The organism is Pseudomonas sp. LPB0260 (assembly GCF_013388395.1).
In genome coordinates this window covers 4603705-4629000 of sequence record NZ_CP058247.1, presented here as the reverse complement: position 1 = coordinate 4629000, position 25296 = coordinate 4603705, and the positions used below count along the sequence as shown (strand labels likewise).

Below are 25296 nucleotides of genomic sequence, written 5' to 3'. Positions count from 1 at the left end.
GCCGGCTAGCCGTCCCTGGCGCCTGGCTCGACCAGGCCCAAGCGCTCGGCGAAGTAGTCGCGCAGGTGCTCCACGGTGACCCGCACCTTGGCCGAACGGGCCAGGGGCGCGGCGTACACCGCCCAGATATTCGCCGGCTGGCTGTAGGCCGGCAGTATCTGCACCAGCCTGCCCTGCTCCAGGCTGTCGTACAGGTCCCAGTACGAACGCAACAGAATGCCCCTGCCGTCGATGCCCCACTGGTGGGCGATCTCGCCGTGGTTGGCCGACAGCGGCCCGGTCACCTTGACCTGCTCCACCCCCTCCGGCCCCTGCAGGCGCCATAGCCCCAGCGGGTGCTCGCGCTCCTTGATCACCAGGCAATCGTGCTGGGCCAGCTCGTGCAGGCTGCGCGGCTGGCCGTGCTCGGCCAGGTAGGCCGGCGCGGCGCAGAGAATCCGGCTGTTGGCCGCCAGGCGCCTGGCGATCAGGTGCGGTTCGATGCTGTCGCCGACGCGGATGTCCAGGTCATAGCCTTCGGCAATCAGGTCCACCGCGCGGTCGAACACCTCGAAGTGGATGTCCAGCTGCGGGTAGCGCGCGGCCAGCGCCGACAGCGCCGGCGCCACGTGACGCCGACCCAGGCCGAAGCTGCTGACGATGCGCAACTCGCCGCGCGGCTCCTCGCGCAGGGAGGAGACGTCATCGGTCATGCGCTCGACCGCATCGAGAATCTTCTGCGCCCACTGGTAGGCCCGCTCGCCCTCCTCGGTCAGCGCCACCCGGCGGGTGGTGCGGTGCAGCAGACGGGCGCCGAGCTGCTCCTCGAGCAGGCGGATGCGCTTGCTGACGAAGGCCGCCGAATGCCCCTGCTCAACGGCCACCGCGGCGAAGTTGCAGCGCCGCACCACCTGCATGAACAGGCGCAGGTCGGCGAGATTCGGCAGATTATTCACGATTCGTGTCCTATGAATGCACATTTGTACTGATTATCTATCGACTGCGCCTGTATAGCATCCACCGCCATCGGCAATCAGCGACAGGAGCAACGCACACATGAGCAAAGCATTCAGAATCGCCGCGATTCCCGGCGACGGTATCGGCCAGGAAGTCCTCCCCGAAGGCCTGCGGGTGCTGCAGGCGGCGGCACGGAAGTGGGACCTGAACCTGCAGATCGAGCTGATCGACTGGGTCAGCTGCGACTACTACCTGGAACACGGGCAGATGATGCCGGACGACTGGTTCGAGCGTCTCAAGGGCTTCGATGCGATCTACTTCGGCGCCATCGGCTGGCCGGACAAGGTGCCCGACCACATCTCCCTGTGGGGCTCGCTGCTCAAGTTCCGCCGCGACTTCGACCAGTACGTCAACCTGCGCCCGGTGCGCCTGTTCCCCGGCGTGCCCTGCCCGCTGGCCGGCCGCGAGCCGGGGGAGATCGATTTCCTGGTGATCCGCGAGAACACCGAGGGCGAGTATTCCTCCCTGGGCGGGCGCATGTTCGAGGGCACCGAGCACGAGTTCGTCCTGCAGGAATCGGTGTTCACCCGCCGCGGCGTCGACCGCATCCTCAAGTACGCCTTCGAGGTCGCCCGGCAGCGCCCGCGCCAGTTGCTGACCGCCGCCACCAAGTCCAACGGCATGGCGGTGAGCATGCCCTACTGGGACGAGCGGGTGGCGGCCATGGCCGAGCGCTACCCCGAGGTGAAGTGGGACAAGCAGCACATCGACATCCTCTGCGCGCGCTTCGTCCTGCAGCCCGACCGTTTCGACGTGGTGGTGGCCTCCAACCTGTTCGGCGACATCCTCTCCGACCTGGGCCCGGCCTGTGCCGGCACCATCGGCATCGCGCCCTCGTCCAACCTCGACCCCGAGCGCCGCTTCCCCTCGCTGTTCGAGCCGGTGCACGGTTCGGCGCCGGACATCTTCGGCCAGAACATCGCCAACCCGATCGCCATGATCTGGTCCGGGGCGCTGATGCTCGACTTCCTCGGCAATGGCGACGAGCGCTACCGCGCCGCCCACGACGGCATCCTGCAGGCCATCGAGCAGGTCATCGCCAGCGGGCCGAAGACCCGCGACCTGGGCGGCAACGCCTCGACCCAGGAGGTCGGCCAGGCCATCGCCGCCGCGCTCTGAGCCACCGGCGCACCGGCCCACAGGGCGGCGCGGTCACACCAGGGGCGCATCCATGGATGCGCCCCTTCCTTTTATTGACGGCGCGCCACTCGCGTCCCCGGCCGCCAGTCCCCGACCGTTCATCAAAAAGTCCCGGCACGGGCCTGCCCAGGCGTGCCTGGAGCTCTTGCACAGCGGTCGGACTTTACGCATACTGTTAACCCTCAGTGATCGTTAACTGTTAGTTAACCAAATCACCCCCACAATAAATATGCATTCCAACGTAGGGCCTAGTGATGAGTGATTTCGAACAGCTGCCAGCCGACCTCGGTAACAACCAAGAGCAGGCTTACATCATCCCGCCGAGCCACCTCCGGGCGAAGGATACTTTCGAAAAACTGCCGGTCGACTTCTGCGCCAATCCGGAAGAGGCCTACACCATCCCGGCCTACTACTACACCTCGCCCGCCGTATTCGAGGACGAGAAGGAACGCATCTTCGCCAAGAGCTGGATCTGCGTCGGCCATGGCAGCGAAGTGCGCGAAGCCAACGCCTACATCACCCGCGAGATCATCGGCGAGAGCATCATCATCGTGCGCGGCCGCGACATGGTCCTGCGCGCCTTCTACAACGTCTGCCCGCACCGCGGCCACCAGCTGCTGAGCGGCGAAGGCAAGGCCAAGAACGTCATCACCTGCCCCTACCACGCCTGGGCCTTCAAGCTCGACGGCGAGCTGGCCCACGCGCGCAACTGCGACAACGTGGTCAACTTCGACAAGGAAAACTCCAGCCTGGTGCCGCTGAAGGTCGAGGAATACGCCGGCTTCATCTACATCAACATGGACCCCAACGCCGGCACCGTCGAAGACCAGCTGCCGGGCATGGGCGCCAAGATGCGCGAAGCCTGCGCGGTGATCGACGACCTGCACCTGGCCGCCCGCTTCGTCTCCAACACCCCGGCCAACTGGAAGTCCATCGTCGACAACTACCAGGAGTGCTACCACTGCGGTCCGGCCCACCCGGGGTTCTCCGACTCGGTGAAGATCGAGACCTACTGGCACAAGCTGTTCCCGAACTGGAGCCTGCAGTACGGCGAGGCCAAGTCCTCGGAGAAGTCCTTCCAGTTCGACGAGAGCGCCGGCGGCGCCAGCTTCAACGGTTTCTGGGCATGGCCGTGCACCATGTTCAACGTACCGCCGAGCGCCCAGTTCATGACCGTGATCTACGAGTTCCCGGTCAGCGCCGACGAGACCGTGCAGCACTACGACATCTACTTCCTCAACAAGGACCTGACCGAGGAGCAGAAGAACCTGATCGAGTGGTACCGCAACGTGTTCCGCCCGGAAGACCTGAACCTGGTCACCAGCGTGCAGAAGGGCCTGAAGTCCCGCGGCTACCGCGGCCAGGGCCGGATCATGGTGGACAAGCAGCGCAGCGGCATCAGCGAGCACGGCATCTCCCACTTCCACAGCCTGCTGGCCAAAGCCCAGCACGCCTGACTGCCCGCGGCCGGGCAAGCCTGCCCGGCCTTCGCACCTGAATGGGAATGCCCTACGTGAAACTCAAAGACCCCCAACTGTTCCGCCAGCAGTGCTACATCAACGGCAGCTGGTGCGACGCCGACAGCGCCGCACGCGTCGAAGTCACCGACCCGGCCACCGGCGAACTGATCGGCCATGTACCGCAGATGGCCGGCGACGAGACCCTGCGCGCCATCGAGGCGGCCGACGCCGCCCTGCCGGCCTGGCGCGCGCTGCCGGCCAAGGAGCGTGCACGCCTGCTGCGCCGCTGGTTCGACCTGGTCCAGGAGCATGAGCAGGACCTTGCCGCGCTGATGACCTGGGAACAGGGAAAGCCGCTCAACGAAGCCCTCGGTGAGATCCGCTACGCCGCCTCCTTCATCGAGTGGTTCGCCGAGGAAGGCAAGCGCGCCTATGGCGACATCATTCCATCGCCCAGCGCCGACAAGCGCCTGCTGGTGATCAAGCAGGGCATCGGCGTGTGCGCCGCCATCACCCCGTGGAACTTCCCGGCGGCGATGATCACCCGCAAGGTCGCCCCGGCCCTGGCCGCCGGCTGCACCATCGTGGTCAAGCCGGCCAACGAAACGCCGTTCTCCGCCCTGGCCCTGGCAGAACTGGCCGAGCGCGCCGGGCTGCCGGCCGGGGTGATCAACATCGTCACCGGCGACGCCGTGGCCATCGGCAAGCAGCTCACCGAGCACCCGCAGGTGCGCAAGTTCAGCTTCACCGGTTCGACCCCGGTCGGCCGCCTGCTGATGAGCCAGTGCGCCAGCACGGTGAAGAAGGTCTCCCTGGAGCTGGGCGGCAACGCGCCGTTCATCGTCTTCGACGACGCCGACATCGACGCCGCCGTCGAAGGCGCCATGGTCTCCAAGTACCGCAACGCCGGGCAGACCTGCGTCTGCGCCAACCGCATCTTCGTCCACGACAAGGTGCACGACGCCTTCGCCCAGGCCTTCGCCGCCCGGGTCCGCGACCTGCAGGTGGGCAACGGCTTCGAGCCGGGCACCCAGGTCGGCCCGCTGATCAGCACCAAGGCTGTGGCCAAGGTGCGCAGCCTGATCGACGACGCCCTGGGCAAGGGCGCCCGCCTGGTCACCGGCGGTCACGACCTCGAGCTCGGCGAGCAGTTCTTCGCCCCCACCGTGCTGGCCGACGTCCAGCCGGGCATGCAGATCCTCGACGAGGAAATCTTCGGGCCGGTGGCGCCGATCGTGCGCTTTTCCAGCGACGAGGAAGTGGTGCGCATGGCCAACGACACGCCCTACGGCCTGGCCGCCTACTTCTACAGCCGCGACATCGCCCGCGTCTGGCGCATCGCCGAGCAGCTGGAGTACGGCATGGTCGGCGTCAACACCGGGCTGATCTCCAACGAGGTGGCGCCATTCGGTGGCCTCAAGCAGTCCGGCCTCGGTCGCGAGGGCTCCAGGTACGGCATCGACGACTACCTGGAAATCAAATACCTGTGTCTAGCGGTGTAATGCGCGGCTGAGCGCGCAGTGGAGGAAACCATGTCCAACAAGTATCAGATGATCGACGTGCGGGTGACCGCCGTGGAGCAGGTGACTCCGCTGATCAAGCGCTTCACCCTGTGTGCCCTGGATGGCAGCGCGCTGCCCGCCTTCACAGGCGGCAGCCACATCATCGTGCAGATGCACGATGGCGATAAGCTGTACAGCAACGCCTACTCGCTGATGAGTTCGCCGCGCGACACCGCGTCCTACCAGATCGGCGTGCGCCGCGAGGAGCAGTCCAAGGGCGGCTCGGCGTTCATGCACGACAAGGTCGAGGTGGGCAGCCAGCTGACCATCGCCGCACCGAACAACCTGTTCGCCATCGACCCGGCGGCCGGCCGTCACGTGCTGATCGCCGGCGGCATCGGCATCACCCCGTTCCTCTCGCAGCTCTATGAACTGCAGGAGCAGGGCGCCGAGTACGAACTGCACTACGCCTTCCGTGCGCCCGAGCATGGCGCCTTCGCCGACGAACTGCGCGATGGTCCCCATGGCGAGCGCACCCGTTTCTATATCGACAGCCTGCAGCAGGGCCTCGACCTCGCCGCGCTGATCGCCGGCCTGGAGGCCGACGCCCACCTCTATGTCTGCGGGCCCAAGCCGCTGATCGATGCGGTGATCAACACGGCCAAGGCCCAGGGCATCGCCGATACGCGCGTGCATTGGGAGCAGTTCGCCGTGGCCCCGGCCGAAGGCGCCGCCTTCACCCTGGTGCTGGCGCGTTCCGGCACGGAAATCCGCGTCGAGGAAGGCGTGAGCATTCTCCAGGCCATCGAGAAATCCAACGCCGCCGAGATCGAGTGCCTGTGCCGCGAAGGCGTGTGCGGCACCTGCGAGACCGCCATTCTCGAAGGCCAGGTCGATCACCGCGACCAGTACCTCAGCGACGACGAGAAGGCCCTGCAGAAGACCCTGATGGTCTGCGTCTCCCGGGCCCGCACGCCGCGCCTGGTGCTGGACCTGTAACGCCGCCAGGGGCTCGGGGCCACTGTGTATAATCGCCGACCACAGTCGCCCCGGCCTGCCGCAGCAGCCAGTCCGGGTGCTTTCCTGACCCTGCGCCGCGCAAGCATGGCGCCCCCGAGAAGGTCGTGCGATGGAACCTGACAGCTTTGCCTTTCGCCTCAAGGAACTGCTCGAGCTCAAGAAACTGAGCCTGCAGGCCGTGGCCAATGCCCTGGGCATTTCCCGCACCGCGGTGCACAAGTGGACCCGCGGCGGGGCGATCGACGAGGATCGCCTGCGCAGCCTGGCCGAGTTCCTCGAGGTCAACTGGATCTGGCTGCGCTACGGCGAGCAGGGCCAGCTGGAGGCCGACAGCGCCGAAGCCGTCGAGCTGCCGATGACCGACGTGCGCCGCCAGTACGCCGCCGAGATCATGGAAAGCGAGTCGCGCATGCGCCTGGCGCTGCAGAACGCCAACGTGGTGATCTGGGAGTGGAACCTGCTCAGCGACGAGGTCACCTACTCGCACAACGTGGAGAAGATCTACGGCTGGCCGGTGAACCGCAACGACGACTTCTGGCCCCACGTGGTGCCCGAGGATGCCGAGCCCCTCAGGGCGGCGATCGACCAGGCCATCGCCACCGGCGAACCCTACGAGCTGGACTTTCGCATCGTCACCGGCAGCGGCGAGGTGCGCTGGATCTCCTCGCGCGCCACGCCGATCCGCGACAGCCAGGGGCGGGTGCTGCGCATGACCGGGGTGAGTACCGACAGCACCGAGCGCAAGATCGCCGAAGAGGCCCTGCGCGACAGCGAGGAGCGCTTTCGCACCATCTTCGAACAGGCCTGCGGCGCCATGGCCTATATCGACCTCGACGGCACCTGGCTGAAGGTCAACCAGCGCCTGTGCAGCCTGCTCGGCTACAGCAGCGAGGAGCTCTGCGGCCAACGCTTCCAGCTGCTCAGCCATGAGGACGAGCTGAGCCACAACCTGGACCTGCTGAAGCGTCTCAAGGCCGGCGAAGTGGACATGTACGAGATCGAGAAGCGCATGCGCCACCGCGCCGGCCACTTCATCTGGATTCGCGCGCGCACCTCGCTGCAGCGCAATCCGCGCAGCGGCGAGGCCGAGCACCTGATCACCTTCCTCGAGGACGTCACCGAGCAACGGGCGCAACGCGAACGGCAAGAGGCCGAACTGGCGCACTGCCGCGCACAGCTGGCGGCCCTTGGCGCGGCGACCCAGGCCGCTTCGTAGCAAATCCCGCACAAGGGCGCGGCGGCCCGGCCATGCAGGCGACACAGGGGCCAGGAGCGCATCCGCTCGCCCGGCCTTGCCGCTGGCCGCTCGAACCCGCGCCTCGGTCGCTGCCCGTCAGCCGAGCTGACCGGCCTTCAGCCCATGCATACCCTGCGCCCCGCTCCTGGTGTCACCGGGCCTGATCGGCTGCCCGTCCCTCCCCTTGAAAACCCGCAAATATCCGACGAACACGCGCCCCGTGGGGTTGTGCTGGGGCAAGGCTATAGGCTAATGTTAACTCACAGTATATGTTAACCATTGGTTAACCGCTGCACGGGAGCCCCACTTGCGCAGGAGCGCAGAGCAGACGAACGATCCTTTGCTGCAGCGAACCGAGCACAGCAGCGCGCACTTCGCCACCGTTGCCTGACGACCGAAGCTCGCCATGCCCCCGGCTCAAGCTGCTGCGCAAAGGCCGTAGAAAATAATAAACAAGCACGGACAGGCACGCCTGGCCTGTCCGCGAGGTAACGAGTGGATGAATAACAACAACCTTGCTGGCAAAGGTATCGAGCAGACGATCTTCTGGCCCGCCGTGGTCGCCGTGCTCTGTACCAGTATCCCCCTCATGCTCTTTCCGGAAGCCGGATCGAAAGTCGTCAACAATCTGTTCGCCTGGATCACCGGCACCTTCAGCTGGCTGTTCCTGGCCGGTGGTGTCGCCGCGTTCGCCTTCATGGGCTGGCTGGCCTTCGGCCCGCTCGGCCGCATCAAGCTCGGCGCGCCGGAAGACAAGCCCGAGTTTGCCAACGGTGCCTGGATCACCATGCTGTTCTGCGCCGGCATCGGCATCTCCATCTGCAGCTGGTCGTTCGCCGAGCCGATCTACCTGCTCGACGGCCCACCCCTGCACCTGACCAAGGGCACCAGCGCCGCCACCGAGTGGGCCGCAATGTACCCGATGTTCCACTGGGGCCTGATCCCCTGGGCCATCTACCTGCTGCCGGCCGTGCCGATGGCCTACTACCTGTACGTGCGCAAGGGCAACGTGCTGCGCCTGTCCGAAGCCTGCCGCGGCGTGTTCGGTGGCCTGGTCGATGGCCCCCTGGGCAAGCTGATCGACGTCATCGTGATGTTCTCCATCATCGGCGCCGTCGGCACCTCCCTGGGCCTGTCGGTTCCACTGGTGTCCGCCCTGTTCCAGGAAATGTTCGGCCTCGAGGACTCGTTCCTGCTGCAACTCGGCGTCCTCGCCCTGTGGACCGTGATGATCGCCTGGAGCGTTTGGAACGGCCTGAATAAAGGCATCCAGACCCTGTCCAACATCAACGGTGTGTTGGCCATCCTGATGCTGGTATTCGTCCTGGTCGCCGGCCCGACGCTGTACCTGATCGGCATGTGGACCAACAGCATGGGCCTGTACCTGGACAACTTCTTCCACATCTCGCTGTGGACCGACCCGGTCGAGAAAGGCGGCTTCCCGGAAGGCTGGACCGTGTTCTACTGGGCCTGGTGGGTCGCCTACGCACCGATGATGGGCCTGTTCGTGGCGCGCATCTCCCGCGGCCGTACCATCAAGGACCTGGTGCTCAATGGCGTGGTCTGGGGCAGCGTCGGTTGCTGGGCGTTCTTCGCCATCTGGGGTGGCTACGCCGTGCACCTGCAGACCAGCGGTACCGTGGACGTGCTGAGCATCCTCAACAACCAGGGCATGCCGGCCATGGTGGTCGCGGTGATCAAGTCGCTGCCGTTCTCCGGCCTGATCATCCCGGCCTTCACCGTGCTGTGCTTCGTGTTCCTGGCCACCACCGTCGACTCGTCGGCCTACACCCTGGCCTCCACCAGCACCCGCGAGCTGACGGGCTACGAAGAACCGGCGCGCGCCAACCGCATCCTCTGGGCGGTCATGCTGGCCCTGTTCGGCGTCGGCCTGCTGGCTGTCGGTGGCCTCAAGGCCGTGCAGACCTCGACCCTGGTCGTGGCCCTGCCGATGCTTCCGGTGATGATCATCATGTCCGTGTCCCTGGTCCGTTGGGCCCGCGAGGACTTCGGCGCAGCCCTGGACACCAAGGTCTGCAGCCTGCGTCTGAACAACGGTCGCCATGAAGTCGTCGACCAGCTCGACGCGGCGCCTGTCGCGCCAGCTGCACCGGCCAGCGTGATGGCCAAGGCGCAGCCCGCCGGCAACTGATACCGCGTTGAAAACGGACGCCTGCCCGCCGTGGCAGGCGTTCGCCTGACGGTCCCGGTCTCGCCTCCGCCGAGCCATCCTCCCCCGCCTTTCCCTGCCCATCCCGGGCCCCTCGCTTTCCTACCCGTCACCGTGCAGGTCAACGGCGTCCAGGCGCTGCTGCACCGCGTTCTAGGCGGCACGCGCCGCTACAACTTCCAGGCCCTGCGCAGCGCCTGCAAAGCCTCGGCGATCCGCGCCTCGGGCACCGCGGCGAACCCCAGCACCAGTCCGGCGCGCCGGTCCTCCGGCACTTCGCTGTTCACCAGCCAGTAGTCGCTGAGACCGTTGACCTCCACCCCCACCTCCCCGGCGGCGGCGACCAGCTCGCGCTCGCGCGCCAGGCTGTCGACCCGCACGCACAGGTGCAGGCCCGCTTCCACCACGGGCAACGGCGCGCAGCCGGGCACCTGCCGCGGCCAGCCGGCCAGCAGGGCGTCGCGGCGACTGCGCGCGGTACTGCGCATGCGCCTGATGTGCCGCTGGAAATGGCCGGCGGCGATGAATTCGGCCATCACCGCCTGGGTGCCGATCTCCGAGTGACGCATGTCCAGGGCGCGGCGCCGGGCGAAGGGTTCGACCAGCGTCGCTGGCAGCACCAGGTAGCCGAGGCGCAGCGCCGGGAAGGTGATCTTGCAGAAGGTGCCGACATAGAGCACCCGGCCGCGGCGATCGAGGGCGGCCAAGGGCGCCAGCGGCGTGCCGCTGTAGCGGTACTCGCCGTCGTAGTCGTCCTCGACTATCCAGGCGTCCTGGCGCTCCGCCCAGTCCAGCAGCGCCAGGCGCCGCGCCAGCGACAGGGTGACCCCGGTCGGGTACTGGTGCGAGGGCGTGACATAGGCCAGACGGCAACGGCCTGCCCGCGTCAGGGCCGCCGTGTCCAGCCCTTCGCCGTCCACCGCGATGCCCTGCAATTGCGCGCCGGCCACCGCGAAGGCGTGGCCGGCGGCACGGTAGCCGGGGTTCTCGATGGCCACCCGGTCGCCCGCCTCGACCAGCAGCTGCGCGCACAGGCTGATGGCCTGCTGGGCGCCGCAGGTGATGACGATCTGCGCCGGGTCGCAGTGCAGGCCGCGGCTGTGGCGCAGGTAGGCGGCGACCAGCTCGCGCAGCTGCGCGTCGCCGGCCGGGTCGCCATAGCCCAGGCGCGCAGGGTCCGGTCTACGCCAGAAACGCGCACTGAGGCGCGCCCAGGTCTCGAAGGGAAACAGGTCGAAGGCCGGCACGCCGACCCGGAAGGCCCGCGGGGCGCCCTCCAGCGGCTGCCCCAGATGGTGCTGCTGCAGGCGCTGCAAGGGCCCGCTGGCCGGCGCTGCGCCGCAGAGCGCCGATGGCGGGCGCACCACCGCGGCCAACTCGGCGACATAGGTGCCGGCGCCGACGCGCCCTTCCACATAGCCCTCGGCATACAACTGGTCGAAGGCGCGGATCACGGTGTTGCGGGCGATGCCCAGCAACGCGGCGAGGTCGCGGCTGGCCGGCAGGCGGGTGCCGCTGGCCAGGCGTCCATCGAGAATCCGCTCGCGCAGGGCCTGGTACAGCTGGCGCGCCAGGCCCAGGGCCGGGTCGAGGCGAATACCGGAGAGGTCGACGGGCAGTGGCGCAGGCAATGGCACGGATTGGCTCCATCAAAGTCGCAGTTAATGGATCTTACAACAGACCAATACCTTGCCTAACATGGCAATACCCCATTCGGAGACTCGCCATGCACACTCCTGCGATCTTTCGCCAGCACGACCTCCCCACCCTGCACCAGCAGATGGCCGCCAGCGGCCTGGCCACGGTGCTCAGCCAGGGCGCGAACGGCCTGCAGGCCAGCCACCTGCCGCTGCTGCTGGCCCCCGAGGAGGGCGAGTTCGGCACCCTCTACGGCCATTTTGCCCGGGCCAACCCACAGTGGCGCGACCTCGAGGGTGGCGGCGAGGTCCTGGCGGTCTTCCAGGGCCCGGATGCCTACGTCAGCCCAGGCTGGTACCCGAGCAAGGCCGAGCACGGCAAGGCGGTGCCGACCTGGAACTACATCGCCGTGCACGCCCACGGCCGCGCCGAGGTGTTCGATGATGCCGAGCGCCTGCTGCAACTGGTCAGCCGCCTCAGCGAGCACCACGAGGCGGGCCGGGCCCAACCCTGGGCGGTGAGCGACGCGCCGCGCGACTATATCGACGCCATGCTGCGCGCCATTGTCGGCTTCGCCCTGCCGATCCAGCGCCTCGATGGCCAATGGAAGCTCAGCCAGAACCGCAACCAGGCCGACCGCCAGGGCGTGCACCAGGGCCTGACCGGCAGCGATGCCCACCGCGACCGCGCGCTGGCCGCGCGCATGGGCAACGACCACTGAGCCGAGGAACCAGCATGGCGATCGAGATTCACCCCATCGGCGCCGCCGACCACGCCGCCTGGCTGGCGCTGTGGCAGGGCTATCTGGACTTCTATCGAACCGCGCTGCCCGCCGAAACCAGCGCGGTCACCTGGCAGCGCTTTCTCGACCCCGCCGAGCCGACCCATGCCGCCCTGGCCTGGCGCGACGGACAGGCCGTGGGACTGGTGCAATGGATCTTCCACCGCTCCAACTGGTCGGTGGAGAACAGCTGCTACCTGCAGGACCTGTATGTCGCCGCGGACAGCCGCGGTAACGGCATCGGCCGGCGGCTGATCGAGCACGTCTACGCCCAGGCCCGCGACGCCGGCGCCAGCCGGGTGCACTGGCTGACCCAGGAGAGCAACGGCAATGCCATGCGGCTGTACCAGCGCATCGCCGAGCGCTCCGGCTTTGTCCAATACCGCAAGAACCTGTGAAGGGAGCCGCGCCATGACCCGCCCCGACCTGAGCGACTGGCAACCCCGCCCGCTGCCGCAGCGCGCCCCGCTACAGGGCCGCTACGTACGCCTCGAGCCGCTGGATCCGGCGGTCCACGGCGCAGACCTGTGGCAGGCCCTGCAGGGGGCGGGCGCCGATTTGCTGCTGTGGGACTACCTGCCCTACGGCCCCTTCACCGAGCGCGCCGACTTCGATGCCTGGCTGGCGGCCAACGCCGCCAGCGCCGACCCGCTGTTCTTCGCCGTGATCGACCTGGCCGGCCAGCGCGCCGTCGGCCTGCTGAGTTTTCTGCGCCTGGCGCCCAAGGACGGCTGCATCGAGATCGGCCATATCGCCTTCGGCGGCGTCATGCAGCGCTCGCCGGCCTCCACCGAGGCGGTCTTCCTGCTGGCCGAGCTGGCCATGGGCACGCTCGGCTACCGCCGCCTGGAATGGAAATGCGACGCCCGCAATGCCCGCTCCATGCGCGCCGCCGAACGTCTGGGCTTCGTCTACGAAGGCACCTTCCGCCAGCATAGGGTGGTCAAGGGGCGCAACCGCGACAGCGCCTGGTTCGCCATCATCGACGCCGACTGGCCAGGCTGTCGCGCCGCCTTCCGGCGCTGGCTGGCGCCCGACAACTTCGATGCCCGGGGCCGGCAGATACGCAGCCTGGAGCAGTTGCGCGAGGATGGCGGCCAGGCCTGAGCCCGCTCACTCGATCTCGAACAGGCCGTCGCGCAGGTGGGCCGCGGCCAGGCGCTGGCGCACGTCGGCATCGATGCGCGGATCGTCCGGGCCATAGAGCATCACCTGGCGGTAGGCGTTGACCCGATTGACCTCCACCCCGAGAAACTCCCACACCACCCGGGTGCAGGCCGGGGTGCGCCGGTCGCCACTGGAGACCCCGGTCTTCAGGCCGTTGAGGCGGGTGATGCGGCTCTTGAAGCTGGGAATCAGGATGGTCTGGCTCATCTCGTTGCCGGTCAGCGACTCATAGTCGATCAGAAACAGCCGGTCCTGCAGGTAGAAGGCCGCGCCCAGGTAGCGGCAGCGCACCGAGTCGTCGGCCTCCGGGCCGGGGCCGTGGGGGCGGCCCTGGCGCTCCTGGCGCTCGAACAGGTAGCTGCCGCGTTCCTCGCGCAGCTGCACCAGCGACACCAGGATCTGCCCCGGCACCGACATGCAGTTGGCGTACTCCAGGTAGTAGCCGCAGTAGCGCGACAGGCTGCTGCCCTGCTCGCGCAACGGCTGCAGCAGCTCCAGCAGCGGATCGCCGGCCGCCGCGCGCTCCTGGCCGCCGCTGCGGGCGCCGATCAGGCCGGCGAACTGCTCCGCCGGCAGGCCCAGCTCGTAGTCCTCGACGCCGAAGAAGTCGCAGATGCGCTTGAGGTTGTAGGGCGTCGGCCGGCTCTGGCCGCTCAGGTACTTGTTGAACTGGCCGCGGTTGATCGCCAGCTGCCGACAGACCTCGGCGATCGAGCGGTAGTGGCTGCACAGCAACTTGAGGTTGTGACTGAAGTGATCGGACATGGGACCTGCGAGGGGTGATGCGAGCGGCGCGACTATAGCATCAACTCGCATCGGATCGCCGCAACCCGCGAAATTGCCTGGCGCGGGACTTTACCCAACCATGCCCCCGTCACCCGCCAGCGTGGCCTCCCCGCACAACTACAAGAGAGACACTCTCATGCTCGACCTTCTGAACGACCTGCTCTGGAGCAAGCTGCTGATCGTCATGCTGATCGGCCTTGGCCTGTATTTCACGGTGCTGTCGCGCTTCGTGCAGTTCCGCTACTTCGGCCGCATGTTCCGCATCCTCGCCGAAGCCTTCCAGCGTCAGCCGGGCCAGCTCAGCTCGTTCCAGGCCCTGATGCTCAGCGTCGCCGGGCGCGTCGGCGCCGGCAACATCGCCGGGGTTTCCGTGGCCATCATGCTCGGTGGCCCGGGCGCGATCTTCTGGATGTGGATAGTCGCCCTGGTCGGCATGGCCACCAGCTACTTCGAGTGCGCCCTGGCCCAGCTGTACAAGCGCCGCGAGGCCGACGGCAGCTACCGTGGCGGCCCGGCCTTCTATATCCAGCACGGCCTCGGCCAGCGCTGGCTGGGCATCGTCGTTTCGATCCTGCTGCTGGTGACCTTCGGCTTCGGCTTCAACGCCGTGCAGTCCTTCACCGTGGCCAGCTCGCTGCATGACACCTTCGGCGTGCCGACCCATATCAGCGGCCTGGTCCTGACCGCCGTCATCGGCCTGATCATCTTCGGCGGCATCAAGCGCATCGCCAAGATCGCCGACGTGCTGGTGCCGGTGATGGCCTTCGCCTACCTCGCCCTGGCGCTGTTCGTGATCGGCAGCAACGTCGGTCAGGTCCCGGAAACCCTGGCACTGATCGTCAAGAGCGCCTTCGGCCTGGAGCCGGCCTTCGCCGGCGGCATCGGCGCGGCGATCATCATGGGCGTCAAGCGCGGCCTGTTCTCCAACGAGGCGGGCCTGGGCAGCGCGCCCAACGTCGCCGCGGTGGCCGAGGTCAAGCACCCGGTGGCCCAGGGCATCGTGCAGTCGCTCAGCGTGTTCATCGACACCATCATCCTGTGCAGCTGCACCGCGCTGATCATCCTGCTCTCCGGTGTCTACCAGCCGGGCATGGAGATGGCCGGCGTGGTGCTGACCCAGACCGCCGCGGCCAGCGTGGTGGGCGAGTGGGGCCGGGTGTTCGTCAGCGTCGCCCTGCTGCTGTTCGTCTTCACCACCCTGATCTACAACTACTACCTGGGTGAGAACGCCCTGGGCTTCTTCAGCAGCAAGCGTGGACCGGTGATGGTCTACCGCGCCCTGGTGGTGGCCCTGGTACTCTGGGGCTCGGTGCAGGACCTGGGCACCGTGTTCGCCTTCGCCGATGTGACCATGGGCCTGCTGGCGGTGGCCAACCTGGTGGCCCTGGCGCTGCTGTTCAAGGTCGGCCTGCGCCTGATGCGCGACTACGACAGCCAGGTCAAGGCCGGCGTCGAGTCGCCGGTATTCGATCCCAAGCAGTTCGCCGACCTGGATCTGGACCCGGCAGCCTGGCCCGCCAACCCGCCGAGCGCCGCCCCGGCGGCGGATGCCGAGATCGCCCACGCCGCGCATCAGCGCTGATCGGTCAGCGCAGTGATACAACAGGGGCCGAAATGGCCCCTGTTGCTTATTGAGGAGACGCCAATGCCTACGACAAAAATTCTGGTGCTCTACACCGGCGGCACCATCGGCATGCAGCAGACCGCCGCCGGTCTGGCGCCGGCCTCCGGTTTCGAGTCGCGCCTGCGCTCGCAACAGGCCCTGGAAACCGCCCGCCAGCTGCCCGACTGGGTATTCCGCGAACTGCTGCCACCGATCGATAGCGCCAACATGAGCCAGGCCAACTGGCTGGCGATGGTCGAGGCGATCCGCGCCGGCGTCGAACAGGAGGGCTGCGACGCGGTGCTGGTGCTGCACGGCACCGATACCCTGGCCTACAGCGCCGCGGCCTTGAGCTTCCTGCTGCTGGGCCTGCCGGTGCCGGTGGTGCTGACCGGCTCCATGCTGCCGGCCGGCGCCCCGGACAGCGACGCCTGGAGCAACCTGTTCGGCGCCATGCAGGCGCTGCACCAGGGCATCGCCGCCGGCGTGCACCTGTATTTCAACGGCCGGCTGATGCAGGGCAACCGGGTCAGCAAGCTGGGCAGCGCGGTGTTCGACGCCTTCAGCGAACTGCCGCGCCGGCGCAGCGCGGCACGGGCCGGGGTGATTCCCGCCGAGCTCGACTACCGCCGGCCGCGCCAGCCGGTGAGCCTCGCGGTGCTGCCGCTGTACCCGGGCATCCAGGCCGCCCAGGTCGAGGCGCTGCTGGCCGGCGACGTGCGCGGGCTGCTGGTCGAGTGCTACGGCAGTGGCACCGGACCGTCGGACGATGCCGCGCTGCTCGCCGCGCTCAGGTCGGCCCACGAGCGTGGCGTGGTGCTGGCGGCGATCAGCCAGTGCCCCCACGGCCATGTCGAGTTCGGCGTCTATGCCGCCGGCAGCCAGCTGGCCAGCGCCGGCCTGGTCTCGGCCGGTGGGATGACCCGCGAAGCGGCCCTGGGCAAGCTGTTCGCCCTGCTCGGCGCCGGCCTGGACCAGGCGCAGGTGGAGCAGTGGTTCGCCGTCGACCTGTGTGGGGAAAACGCCGACTGAGGCCCGCTGTGCCCTGCGCCGGCGCACCGCCGGTTCGGGGCGCACGGCCCACTGCGGGCTTGCAGCCTGGGCCCAAGGGTTTCAGGATGACAGCTCAGCCCCCCAGGAGCCCGCTCCCATGCCCATTCGTATCGACGTTGAGATCCGCCCGGTCGGCGCCGACGACCATGCCGCCTGGCTGCCGCTGTGGCAGGGCTATCAACGCTTCTACATGACCGAAATCCCCAGCGCCGCCAGCGACCAGGCCTGGCAGCGCTTCCTCGACCCCGGCGAGCCCATGCACGCAGCCCTGGCCTGGCACGACGGCCAGGCCGTGGGCCTGGTGCACTGGATCTACCACCGCTCGACCTGGACCGCCGGCGACTACTGCTACCTGCAGGATCTGTTCATCGCCAAGGACCTGCGCAGCAGCGGCGTCGGCCGCCAGCTGATCGAGCATGTCTACGACCAGGCGCACCAGGCCGATTGTGCGCGGGTCTACTGGCTGACCCACGAGAGCAACAGCCGCGCCATGCTGCTGTACGAGCGCGTCGCCGAACGCTCGGGCTTCGTCCAGTACCGCAAGCTGCTGTAGGGTGGATCGCCCGTTCTCGATCCACCAGACCCCGTGCTGGATGTGAACGGCGACATCCACCCTAGGACTCAGTCGCCGGGCGGCGGCGGACTCAGAACACCGACCAGCCGATGCGCTGGCTGAGCAGCTCCAGTGCTGCCATGCCGGCCAGGGAGTTGCCGGCGGCGTTCAGCTCCGGCGACCAGACGCAGACGCTGAAGCGCCCCGGCACCACCGCGACGATGCCGCCGCCAACCCCACTCTTGCCCGGCAGGCCGACCCGGTAGGCGAAGTTGCCGGCCTCGTCGTACAGCCCGCTGGTGGCCATGATGGCGTTGACCTGCTTGGCCTGGCGGGCGCTGAGCACCTGTTCGCCGCTGTGCGGACAGAAGCCGTCGTTGGCCAGGAAGCTGAAGGCCCGGGCCAGGTCGACGCAGCTCATGCGCAGGGCGCAGTGGCTGAAGTAGCTGCGCAGCACCGCCTCGACGTCGTTGTGGAAGTTGCCGAAGGCCTGCATCAGGTAGGCCATGGCGGCGTTGCGCGCGCGATGCTGGTACTCCGACTCGGCGACCCGGTTGTCGATCACCAGCTCGGGGTTGCCGGCCAGGCGGCGGACGAAGTCGCGCATCGACAGGGCCGGAGCGGCGAAACGCGACTGGTTGATGTCGCAGATCACCAGGGCACCGGCGTTGATGAACGGATTGCGCGGCCGGCCACGCTCGAACTCCAGCTGCACCAGGGAGTTGAACGGTTGCCCGGAGGGTTCGTGGCCGAGACGCTGCCAGATCGCCTCGCCGGAATGGCCGATGGCCTGGACCAGGCTGAACACCTTGGAAATGCTCTGTATCGAGAAGGCCGTACGCGCATCGCCGGCCAGGTGCAGCTCGCCGTCGTTGCCGTACACGGCGATGCCCAGTTGGTTCGGCGCGACATCGGCCAGGGCGGGGATGTAATCGGCCACCTTGCCCTGGCCGATCAACGGGCGGACTTCGTCGAGTATCTCGTTCAGCAGTGCTTGCATGGTCGGGTTCGCAGCCATCCCCGGACGGCGCCCGGGCTATGGCTGCTAGACGCTCGCGGGCCGGCGCTGATCACAGCGCCGGCCCGCGGTGGCCGCGGATCAGAACTTCTGCGGGCGCAGCACTTCGACCTCGGCCAGGTAACAGATCATCGCGTAGTCGGCGTAGTAGCGCTGCTGCAGGTGCCCGGCCAGCTGCTCGGCCCGCTCGCGGGTGCAGATGATCTCCACGCGGATGTTGCCCTCGGTGTCCCAGCCGGCGCTGCGCACGCCGTGGGCGCCGCGACCGCGCGCATCGGCGATGGTCCAGCCGGGCGCGCCGAGGTGTTCCAGGTCGGCCACCAGCTTCTTCTCCAGGGCCGCCTCGCAGATCACGGTGAGCAGGGTACGGGTCGATGCATTCATGTCAGATCCCCCAGGCGATGAGTTTTTCGGCCAGCGCGTGATAGAGCGGAATGCCGATCAGGATATTGAAGGGGAAGGTGATCCCCAGGGACGCGGTCAAGGATAACGAGGGATTGGCCTGGGGCAAGGCCAGGCGCAAGGCCGCCGGTACGGCGATGTAGGAGGCGCTGGCCGCCAGGGTGGCGAGCATGGCCGTGCCGCCGAGCGACAGGCCCATGAAGCGTGCCAGCAGGGCGCCGATCAGCGCGCCGAGCAGCGGCATCAGCAGGGCGAAACTCACCAGGCGCAGGCCGAACTGCTTGAGTGAGCCCAGCTGGCCAGAGGCGATCAGGCCCATCTCCAGCAGGAAGAACGCCAGCACCGGCTTGAACATGCTGGTGTACAGCGGCTCCAGTGGCTTGATCGCCTCCTTGCCGGCCACCGCGCCGATGATCAGGCCGCCGAGCAGCAGCATGATGCTCTTGCCGAGGAAGATCTCCCGACCCAGCTCGCCCCAGTGGGTATCGCGGCTGATGCCCTTGGCCAGGATGATGCCGACCAGGATCGCCGGGACCTCGAGGATGGCCACGAACAGCGGCATGTAGCTCTCGAAGGCGATCTCCCGCGAGACCATGTAGGCGACCACCACGGCGAAGGTACCGGCACTGACCGAGCCGTAGTGCGCCGCCACCGCCGCCGCGTTGATGCGGTCGAAGCGCAGGCCGCGCAGCATCACGAAGGCCAGCAGCGGCAAGCCGATGCCCAGCAGCAGTACCAGCGCCGACTGGCCGAGCAGTTGCGCGCTTGCCTGCTCGGCCAGCTCCACCCCGCCGTGCAGGCCGATGGCCAGCAGCAGCACGATCGACAGCGTCTCGTAGAGCGCCGGTGGCAGCTTCAGCTCGCTCTTCAGCAGGCCGGCGGCCAGACCGAAGACAAAGAACAACACTACGGGATCGATACCCATTTCACGCTCCTGAATCGGCCGACACCCATCGACCGGGCAAAAAAAGGGAGCCTTGCGGCTCCCAGAGGACTCACTCGTTACAAGACGTTGGAAAGCCTAGATGACGATACATGTCGCGGCCTTCACTCGATCTCGATCAATACTTCGCCCGGGTTGACCCGGTCGCCCTTGGCCACATGCACGGCCTTGACGGTGCCGGCGATTGGCGCCTGCACCTCGGTTTCCATCTTCATCGCCTCGGTGATCAGCACCGCCTGGCCGGCCTTGACCGCATCGCCTTCCTTGACCAGGACCTCGACGATGTTGCCCGGCATGCTGGTGCTGACGTCGCCCGGCGCCGCGGCGGCCTTGCGCTTGCCGCCGGCACCGGCGACGAACTCGTTGAGCGGCTCGAACACCACCTCCTCCGGCATGCCGTCGATCGACAGGTAGAAGTGGCGCTTGCCGTCACCCTTGACGCCGACGCCGGTGATATCCACTCGGTAGCTCTCGCCGTGCACGTCGACGATGAACTCGGTCGGCACCCCTTCGCCGCCCGCCGCCGCCACGCCACCCGCCTCGGGAATCGGCAGCAGCGCTTCGGGGGTCAGGGTGCCGGCTTCGCGCTCCTCGAGGAACTTGCGGCCGATGTCCGGGAACATGGCGTAGGTCAGCACGTCTTCCTCGGACTTGGCCAGGGCGCCGATCTCGCCGCGCAGCTTGACCATCTCCGGCTTGAGCAGGTCGGCCGGGCGCACGTCGATCACCTCTTCGCTGCCGATCGCCTGCTTGCGCAGCTGCTCGTTGATCTTGCCCGGGGCCAGACCGTAGCGACCCTGCAGGTAGAGCTTCACCTCGTTGGTGATGGTCTTGTAGCGCTCGCCGGCGAGCACGTTGAACACCGCCTGGGTGCCGACGATCTGCGAGGTCGGGGTGACCAGCGGCGGGAAGCCGAGGTCCTCGCGCACCCGCGGGATCTCCTCGAACACCTCGTTGATGCGGTCCAGGGCGCCCTGCTCCTTGAGCTGGTTGGCCAGGTTGGACATCATCCCGCCGGGCACCTGGTTGACCTGCACGCGGGTATCCACGGCGGTGAATTCGCTCTCGAACTGGTGGTACTTCTTGCGCACCGCGTAGAAGTACAGGCCGATCTCCTGCAGCAGCTCCAGGTCCAGGCCGGTGTCGTACTCGCTGCCCTTGAGCGCGGCGACCATCGACTCGGTGCCCGGGTGGCTGGTGCCCCAGGCCATGCTGGAGATGGCGGTGTCGATATGGTCGGCGCCGGCCTCGATCGCCTTGAGCTGGCACATGGCGCCGAGCCCGGCGGTGTCGTGGCTGTGCACGAACACCGGCAGGTCGACCTCCTCCTTCAGCGCCTTGACCAGGTCGAAGGCGGCGTAGGGGGTGAGCAGGCCGGCCATGTCCTTGATCGCCACCGAGTCGATGCCCATGGCCTGCATGGCCTTGGCCTGCTTGACGAAGGCCTCGACCGTGTGCACCGGGCTGACGGTGTAGGCCAGGGTGCCCTGGGCGTGCTTGCCGGCGGCCTTGGTCGCCTCGATGGCCACGCGCAGGTTACGCACGTCGTTCATCGCATCGAAGATGCGGAACACGTCGATGCCGTTGACCGCCGCCTTGGCCACGAAGGCCTTGACTACGTCGTCGCTGTAATGGCGGTAGCCGAGCAGGTTCTGCCCGCGCAGGAGCATCTGCAGGCGGGTGTTGGGCAGCGCGGCCTTGAGCTTGCGCAGGCGCTCCCAGGGATCTTCCTTGAGGAAGCGGATGCAGGCGTCGAAGGTGGCGCCGCCCCAGACTTCCAGGGACCAGTAACCGACCTTGTCCAGCTTGTCGCAGATCGGCAGCATGTCCTCGGTGCGCATGCGCGTGGCGAGCAGCGACTGATGGGCGTCGCGCAGGACGGTATCGGTGACGGTGATCTTCTTGCTCATGTTCTGATCCTTCCCTTACAGGCCAGCGTGGGCCGCGATGGCAGTGGCGATGGCGATGGCCAGGTGCGACGGGTTGCGTTTGATCGAGTACTCGGTCAGTTCCGGATGGCTCTCGACGAAGCTGGTATTGAACTGGCCGCTGCGGAATTCCGGATTGCGCAGGATTTCCTGGTAATAGGCGGCGGTGGTCTTGACCCCCTGCACGCGCATGTCATCCAGGGCGCGCAGGCCACGGTCCATCGCCTCTTCCCAGGTCAGCGCCCAGACGATCAGCTTCAGGCACATCGAGTCGTAGTAGGGCGGAATGGTGTAGCCGGTGTAGATCGCAGTGTCGGTGCGCACACCGGGGCCGCCGGGGGCGTAGTAGCGGGTGATCTTGCCGAAGCTGGGCAGGAAGTTGTTCTTCGGGTCCTCGGCGTTGATGCGGAACTGCAGGGCGAAGCCACGGTGGATGATGTCTTCCTGCTTGACCGACAGCGGCAGGCCGCTGGCGATGCGGATCTGCTCGCGGACGATGTCCAGGCCGGTGATTTCCTCGGTGATGGTGTGCTCCACCTGCACCCGGGTGTTCATCTCCATGAAGTACACCTCGCCCTCGGCCAGGAGGAACTCCACGGTACCGGCGTTCTCGTAGCCCACCGCCTGGGCCGCGCGCACCGCCAGGTCGCCGATATAGGCGCGCTGCTCGGGGGTCAGCTGCGGGCTCGGGGCGATCTCGATGAGCTTCTGGTTGCGCCGCTGGATCGAGCAGTCGCGCTCGTACAGGTGCACGGTGTTGCCGTGGCTGTCGGCGAGGATCTGCGCCTCGATGTGCTTGGGGTTGACGATGCACTTCTCGAGGAACACCTCGGCGCTGCCGAAGGCCTTGGTCGCCTCGGAGATCACCCGCGGGTAGGCCTGCTCCAGCTCCTCGCGGCTGTTGCAGCGGCGGATGCCGCGGCCGCCACCGCCGGAGGTGGCCTTGAGCATCACCGGGTAACCGATGCGCTCGCCTTCGCGCAGCGCCTCTTCCAGGTCGGCGACGTTGCCTTCGGTGCCGGGGGTGACCGGCACGCCAGCCTTGATCATGCTGCGCCGGGCCTCGGTCTTGTCACCCATGCGGCGGATCACCTCGGCGCTCGGGCCGATGAACTTGATCCCGCGTTCTGCGCAGATCTCCGCCAGCTCGGCGTTTTCCGAGAGGAAGCCGTAGCCCGGGTGCAAGGCGTCGCAACCGGTTTCCACCGCCAGATTCACCAGCTTGCGCGGGTTCAGGTAGCCGGCCAACGGGTCGTCGCCGATGCCGTGGGCCTCGTCCGCGCGCTTGACGTGCAGCGCCATGCGGTCGGCGTCGGAGTAGATGGCCACCGAGCGGATGCCCATCTCGGCGCAGGCACGCACGATGCGGACGGCAATCTCACCGCGGTTGGCAATCAGGATTTTCTTGATCACAAGCGTTTTCCTCGGCCAGGCTCAGATAGATCGTTGCTGGCGCGCCGGCATCAGCCGGTCTGCGCGCGACTGCTATCCAGCTAGCGGTCGCGTCATCACCCTACGCCGAACAACCAATTACCCAAAATTAATAATAATTTGATTAGCTATAAGTAATAGCTAATACACTCTGCCTGGCAGCCCGCCCGAATCGCTCGAAAACGAGGTACAAAGTGCGTAAGTCTTTGATGCGCATGACATTGCGCCAGCTCCAGGTGTTCCGCTCGGTGTGCCAACAGCGCTCCTACAGTCGCGCCGCGGAAGAGATGTCACTGACCCAGCCGGCGGTCAGCCTGCAGATTCGCCAGCTGGAGGAACTGCTCGGCCAGCCGCTGTTCGACTACGTCGGCAAGAAGCTGCACCTGACCGACGCGGCCGAGGCCCTGCAACTGGCCAGCGCCGACATCTTCGGCCGCCTGGAGAGCCTCGACATGCAGCTGACCGACCTGCAGGGCTCCCTGCAGGGGCAGTTGAGCCTGGCGGTGGAATCCAGCGCGAAGTACTTCGTTCCTCACCTGTTCGCCGCTTTTCGCCGGGATTACCCCGAGGTCAGCCTGCAACTGGTGGTGGTCAATCACGCCCAGGCGCTCAAGCGCCTGAGCGCCAACCGCGACGACCTGCTGATCATGTCGCTGGTGCCGTCGGACATGGCCCTGGAGTTCCTGCCGTTTCTCAACAACCCCATCGTCGCCGTGGCGCCACCCGAGCACCCGCTGTGCGGCGCCGAGCAACTGCGTTTGCAGGACCTGACCGGCTGGCCGCTGCTGGTGCGCGAGCCCGGCTCGGGCACGCGCAAGGCCTGCGAGGAATACTGCCACCAGAAGCGCGCGCACTTCGCCCACACCCTGGAGGTCGGCTCCCTGGAGGGCCAGGCGGAAGGGGTGATCGCCGGCCTCGGCCTGGCCCTGCTGCCACGCCACGCGGTGCGCCGCGAACTGGCCCAGGGCGTGCTGCGCGAGCTGCCGGTCGCCGAGCTGCCGCTGATGCGCAGCTGGTGCGTGGTGCACCCGCGGGGCAAGTACCTGTCGCCGGTGGCCCAGGCCTTCTTCGCCTATGTGCGCAACCAGCGCAGCCAGATCAGTGCCCTGGCCGAGCGCTTCGCGGCTCCAGGGCCTGACGCGACGCCGGGTAGCTAGCGGCGATCAGCTCGGGATAGTCGGCCAGCAGCGCCTGCAAGCGGCGTTGCTCGGCATAGCTCTCGATGGCCCGGCGATAGGCCATGCGGCGCTGGTCCAGCGCCTTGCGGCGGGCCTTGGCATCGAGCTTGGCGCAGGACTGCGCCTGATCCACATAACCAGACATGCTGTGACTCCCAGACCGAGTAGCGGGAGTTCCAGCCTGCTTTTGCTTGATGACGCGATGACGGCAGCGCGATGAAGCTGCGATGACCGATGCCGGTAGGGTGCGCCTCGCGCACCGAGGCCCTGGATTGTTTAAGGTGCGCGCGGCGCACCCTACTGCAGGAGTCGTTGCTTCATGGCCGCCGCTGCCGCCCTAGTGCTCCTCGACCACCTTCACCGACTTGGGCGACAGGCGCAGGCTGCGCAGGCTGCGCTTGACGCTCTTGAGGTGGTTGACCAGGCTCGGCCCGCGGGCCATGGCCACGCCCATGGCCAGCACGTCGATTACCACCAGGTGGGCGATGCGCGAGGTCAGCGGGGTGTAGATCTCGGTGTCCTCCTGCACGTCGATCGCCAGCACCACCGAGGCCAGGTCGGCCAGCGGGGTCTGGCTCGGGCACAGGGTGATCAGGGTGGCGCCGGTCTCGCGGACCAGGTTGGCGGTGATCAGCAGGTCCTTGGAGCGGCCGGACTGGGAGATGCAGATGGCCACGTCGGTGGGCTTCAGGGTCACCGCGCTCATCGCCTGCATGTGCGGGTCGGAATAGGCCGCGGCGTTCAGCAGCAGGCGGAAGAACTTGTGCTGGGCATCGGCCGCCACCGCGCCGGAGGCGCCGAAGCCGTAGAACTCCACGCGCTGGGCCTGGGCACAGGCGGCGATGGCCTGCTGCAGGGCCTGGGGGTCGAGGTGCTCGCGCACCTCCATCAGGGTGTGCAGGGTGGTGTCGAAGATCTTCAGGCTGAAGTCGGCGACCGAGTCGTCCTCGTGGATCGCGAACTGGCCGAAGCTGGCGCCGGCGGCCAGGCTCTGCGCCAGCTTGAGCTTGAGGTCCTGGAAGCCGCCGCAGCCGATGGCCCGGCAGAAGCGCACGATGGTCGGCTCGCTGATGCCGACGTTGTGCGCCAGCTCGGCCATGGAGCTGTGCATCACCGCAGCCGGATCGAGCAGTACGTGGTCGGCGACCTTGAGCTCCGACTTGCGTAACAGGTGGCGGGACTGGGCGATGTGCTGCAACAAATTCACAAGATTAGGCTCGGCTTGATGGATGGCGTATCCGGCGACCGCCCCTCATCCAAGTGGCGACTCGGTTATGATCGGAACAGCCG

Annotated in this window: 23 protein-coding genes; 13 read left to right on the top strand and 10 right to left on the bottom strand. The window is 67.4% G+C overall.

What is annotated here, in order from left to right; all coding sequences use genetic code 11:
* Positions 1-5: 5 nt before the first annotated feature.
* Entirely contained in the window at positions 6-959 is a 954-nt protein-coding gene (locus LPB260_RS20650) for a LysR substrate-binding domain-containing protein (protein ID WP_305888804.1), read from the bottom strand.
* 76 nt (positions 960-1035) lie between these two features.
* Here LPB260_RS20650 and LPB260_RS20645 point away from each other — a divergent pair, with 76 nt between their 5' ends.
* From LPB260_RS20645 to LPB260_RS20620, 6 genes are all read left to right on the top strand, one after another.
* The gene (locus tag LPB260_RS20645; RefSeq protein WP_208707740.1) at positions 1036-2115 is read left to right on the top strand and encodes a tartrate dehydrogenase; all 1080 of its coding nucleotides are present in this window, start codon (positions 1036-1038) and stop codon (positions 2113-2115) included.
* Positions 2116-2390: 275 nt separating this feature from the next.
* The gene (locus LPB260_RS20640) at positions 2391-3593 is read left to right on the top strand and encodes an aromatic ring-hydroxylating dioxygenase subunit alpha (protein ID WP_208707739.1); all 1203 of its coding nucleotides are present in this window, start codon (positions 2391-2393) and stop codon (positions 3591-3593) included.
* Between the two features lie 56 nt (positions 3594-3649).
* Positions 3650-5098: an NAD-dependent succinate-semialdehyde dehydrogenase gene (locus tag LPB260_RS20635; protein WP_256625649.1), complete on the top strand. Its 1449-nt coding sequence runs from the start codon at positions 3650-3652 to the stop codon at positions 5096-5098.
* A 30-nt stretch (positions 5099-5128) separates the two neighbouring features.
* Positions 5129-6097, top strand: a complete 969-nt coding sequence (locus tag LPB260_RS20630; protein ID WP_208707737.1) for a PDR/VanB family oxidoreductase — start codon at positions 5129-5131, stop codon at positions 6095-6097.
* 130 nt (positions 6098-6227) lie between these two features.
* On the top strand, positions 6228-7334 hold the full coding sequence (locus LPB260_RS20625) for a PAS domain S-box protein (protein ID WP_208707736.1): 1107 nt from the start codon (positions 6228-6230) through the stop codon (positions 7332-7334).
* A 520-nt stretch (positions 7335-7854) separates the two neighbouring features.
* Positions 7855-9507: a BCCT family transporter gene (locus LPB260_RS20620; protein WP_208707735.1), complete on the top strand. Its 1653-nt coding sequence runs from the start codon at positions 7855-7857 to the stop codon at positions 9505-9507.
* A gap of 188 nt (positions 9508-9695) precedes the next feature.
* Here LPB260_RS20620 and LPB260_RS20615 read toward each other — a convergent pair whose 3' ends face one another.
* Positions 9696-11162 (bottom strand): PLP-dependent aminotransferase family protein, encoded by a 1467-nt coding sequence (locus tag LPB260_RS20615; RefSeq protein ID WP_208707734.1) that lies wholly within the window; start codon positions 11160-11162, stop codon positions 9696-9698.
* 89 nt (positions 11163-11251) lie between these two features.
* Between LPB260_RS20615 and LPB260_RS20610 the strand changes: the two genes are divergently transcribed.
* Genes LPB260_RS20610 through LPB260_RS20600 form a run of 3 tightly spaced genes read left to right on the top strand, consistent with a single transcriptional unit; the run spans position 11252 to position 13051 of the window.
* A complete protein-coding gene (locus LPB260_RS20610; RefSeq protein ID WP_208707733.1) occupies positions 11252-11884 on the top strand; it encodes an FMN-binding negative transcriptional regulator in 633 nt (210 codons plus the stop codon).
* Between the two features lie 14 nt (positions 11885-11898).
* Positions 11899-12342: a GNAT family N-acetyltransferase gene (locus LPB260_RS20605; protein ID WP_208707732.1), complete on the top strand. Its 444-nt coding sequence runs from the start codon at positions 11899-11901 to the stop codon at positions 12340-12342.
* Positions 12343-12355: 13 nt separating this feature from the next.
* Positions 12356-13051: a GNAT family N-acetyltransferase gene (locus LPB260_RS20600; RefSeq protein WP_208707731.1), complete on the top strand. Its 696-nt coding sequence runs from the start codon at positions 12356-12358 to the stop codon at positions 13049-13051.
* A 6-nt stretch (positions 13052-13057) separates the two neighbouring features.
* On the opposite strand, the gene LPB260_RS20595 is transcribed toward LPB260_RS20600, so the two are convergent.
* On the bottom strand, positions 13058-13876 hold the full coding sequence (locus tag LPB260_RS20595) for a helix-turn-helix transcriptional regulator (RefSeq protein WP_208707730.1): 819 nt from the start codon (positions 13874-13876) through the stop codon (positions 13058-13060).
* Positions 13877-14033: 157 nt separating this feature from the next.
* Here LPB260_RS20595 and LPB260_RS20590 point away from each other — a divergent pair, with 157 nt between their 5' ends.
* The 3 genes from LPB260_RS20590 (at position 14034) to LPB260_RS20580 (ending at position 17106) form a co-directional block, all read left to right on the top strand.
* Entirely contained in the window at positions 14034-15479 is a 1446-nt protein-coding gene (locus LPB260_RS20590) for a sodium:alanine symporter family protein (protein WP_208707729.1), read from the top strand.
* 63 nt (positions 15480-15542) lie between these two features.
* The gene (locus LPB260_RS20585) at positions 15543-16532 is read left to right on the top strand and encodes an asparaginase (protein WP_208707728.1); all 990 of its coding nucleotides are present in this window, start codon (positions 15543-15545) and stop codon (positions 16530-16532) included.
* Positions 16533-16650: 118 nt separating this feature from the next.
* A complete protein-coding gene (locus tag LPB260_RS20580; RefSeq protein WP_256625506.1) occupies positions 16651-17106 on the top strand; it encodes a GNAT family N-acetyltransferase in 456 nt (151 codons plus the stop codon).
* 91 nt (positions 17107-17197) lie between these two features.
* Here the strand turns inward: LPB260_RS20580 and glsB are convergent, their stop codons facing one another.
* From glsB to LPB260_RS20555, 5 genes are all read right to left on the bottom strand, one after another.
* Positions 17198-18106 (bottom strand): glutaminase B, encoded by a 909-nt coding sequence (glsB, locus tag LPB260_RS20575; RefSeq protein ID WP_208707727.1) that lies wholly within the window; start codon positions 18104-18106, stop codon positions 17198-17200.
* Between the two features lie 99 nt (positions 18107-18205).
* Positions 18206-18508 carry a DUF3240 family protein gene (locus LPB260_RS20570; RefSeq protein ID WP_208707726.1) on the bottom strand — a complete coding sequence of 101 codons (303 nt, stop codon included), beginning with the start codon at positions 18506-18508 and terminating at the stop codon, positions 18206-18208.
* A 1-nt stretch (position 18509) separates the two neighbouring features.
* Positions 18510-19451, bottom strand: coding sequence for a sodium-dependent bicarbonate transport family permease (locus LPB260_RS20565; RefSeq protein WP_208707725.1), 942 nt, complete (start codon positions 19449-19451; stop codon positions 18510-18512).
* 122 nt (positions 19452-19573) lie between these two features.
* Positions 19574-21379, bottom strand: coding sequence for a sodium-extruding oxaloacetate decarboxylase subunit alpha (oadA, locus tag LPB260_RS20560; RefSeq protein ID WP_208707724.1), 1806 nt, complete (start codon positions 21377-21379; stop codon positions 19574-19576).
* A 15-nt stretch (positions 21380-21394) separates the two neighbouring features.
* Entirely contained in the window at positions 21395-22810 is a 1416-nt protein-coding gene (locus LPB260_RS20555) for an acetyl-CoA carboxylase biotin carboxylase subunit (RefSeq protein ID WP_208707723.1), read from the bottom strand.
* A gap of 227 nt (positions 22811-23037) precedes the next feature.
* Here LPB260_RS20555 and LPB260_RS20550 point away from each other — a divergent pair, with 227 nt between their 5' ends.
* Complete coding sequence (locus tag LPB260_RS20550; protein WP_218281540.1) at positions 23038-23985, top strand: LysR family transcriptional regulator; 948 nt, start codon at positions 23038-23040, stop codon at positions 23983-23985.
* Here LPB260_RS20550 and LPB260_RS20545 read toward each other — a convergent pair.
* Together LPB260_RS20545 and hexR are read right to left on the bottom strand one after the other, a co-directional pair.
* Positions 23927-24151: a PA3496 family putative envelope integrity protein gene (locus tag LPB260_RS20545; RefSeq protein ID WP_208707721.1), complete on the bottom strand. Its 225-nt coding sequence runs from the start codon at positions 24149-24151 to the stop codon at positions 23927-23929. The genes LPB260_RS20550 and LPB260_RS20545 overlap by 59 nt on opposite strands.
* Positions 24152-24343: 192 nt before the next feature.
* Entirely contained in the window at positions 24344-25213 is an 870-nt protein-coding gene (gene hexR / locus LPB260_RS20540; protein ID WP_208707720.1) for a transcriptional regulator HexR, read from the bottom strand.
* Positions 25214-25296 lie beyond the last annotated feature (83 nt).

Bases quoted from the DNA above. Each gene is read 5' to 3' on its own strand.
- LPB260_RS20650 (WP_305888804.1), bottom strand. From the start codon at position 959: ATGTGCATTCATAGGACACGAATCGTGAATAATCTGCCGAATCTCGCC.
- LPB260_RS20570 (WP_208707726.1), bottom strand. From the start codon at position 18,508: ATGAATGCATCGACCCGTACCCTGCTCACCGTGATCTGCGAGGCGGCC.
- LPB260_RS20550 (WP_218281540.1), top strand. From the start codon at position 23,038: ATGCGCATGACATTGCGCCAGCTCCAGGTGTTCCGCTCGGTGTGCCAA.
- LPB260_RS20580 (WP_256625506.1), top strand. From the start codon at position 16,651: ATGCCCATTCGTATCGACGTTGAGATCCGCCCGGTCGGCGCCGACGAC.
- LPB260_RS20640 (WP_208707739.1), top strand. From the start codon at position 2,391: ATGAGTGATTTCGAACAGCTGCCAGCCGACCTCGGTAACAACCAAGAG.
- LPB260_RS20545 (WP_208707721.1), bottom strand. From the start codon at position 24,151: ATGTCTGGTTATGTGGATCAGGCGCAGTCCTGCGCCAAGCTCGATGCC.
- LPB260_RS20610 (WP_208707733.1), top strand. From the start codon at position 11,252: ATGCACACTCCTGCGATCTTTCGCCAGCACGACCTCCCCACCCTGCAC.
- LPB260_RS20595 (WP_208707730.1), bottom strand. From the start codon at position 13,876: ATGTCCGATCACTTCAGTCACAACCTCAAGTTGCTGTGCAGCCACTAC.
- glsB (WP_208707727.1), bottom strand. From the start codon at position 18,106: ATGCAAGCACTGCTGAACGAGATACTCGACGAAGTCCGCCCGTTGATC.
- LPB260_RS20605 (WP_208707732.1), top strand. From the start codon at position 11,899: ATGGCGATCGAGATTCACCCCATCGGCGCCGCCGACCACGCCGCCTGG.
- LPB260_RS20590 (WP_208707729.1), top strand. From the start codon at position 14,034: ATGCTCGACCTTCTGAACGACCTGCTCTGGAGCAAGCTGCTGATCGTC.
- LPB260_RS20620 (WP_208707735.1), top strand. From the start codon at position 7,855: ATGAATAACAACAACCTTGCTGGCAAAGGTATCGAGCAGACGATCTTC.
- LPB260_RS20600 (WP_208707731.1), top strand. From the start codon at position 12,356: ATGACCCGCCCCGACCTGAGCGACTGGCAACCCCGCCCGCTGCCGCAG.
- LPB260_RS20565 (WP_208707725.1), bottom strand. From the start codon at position 19,451: ATGGGTATCGATCCCGTAGTGTTGTTCTTTGTCTTCGGTCTGGCCGCC.
- LPB260_RS20585 (WP_208707728.1), top strand. From the start codon at position 15,543: ATGCCTACGACAAAAATTCTGGTGCTCTACACCGGCGGCACCATCGGC.
- LPB260_RS20630 (WP_208707737.1), top strand. From the start codon at position 5,129: ATGTCCAACAAGTATCAGATGATCGACGTGCGGGTGACCGCCGTGGAG.
- LPB260_RS20645 (WP_208707740.1), top strand. From the start codon at position 1,036: ATGAGCAAAGCATTCAGAATCGCCGCGATTCCCGGCGACGGTATCGGC.
- oadA (WP_208707724.1), bottom strand. From the start codon at position 21,379: ATGAGCAAGAAGATCACCGTCACCGATACCGTCCTGCGCGACGCCCAT.
- LPB260_RS20625 (WP_208707736.1), top strand. From the start codon at position 6,228: ATGGAACCTGACAGCTTTGCCTTTCGCCTCAAGGAACTGCTCGAGCTC.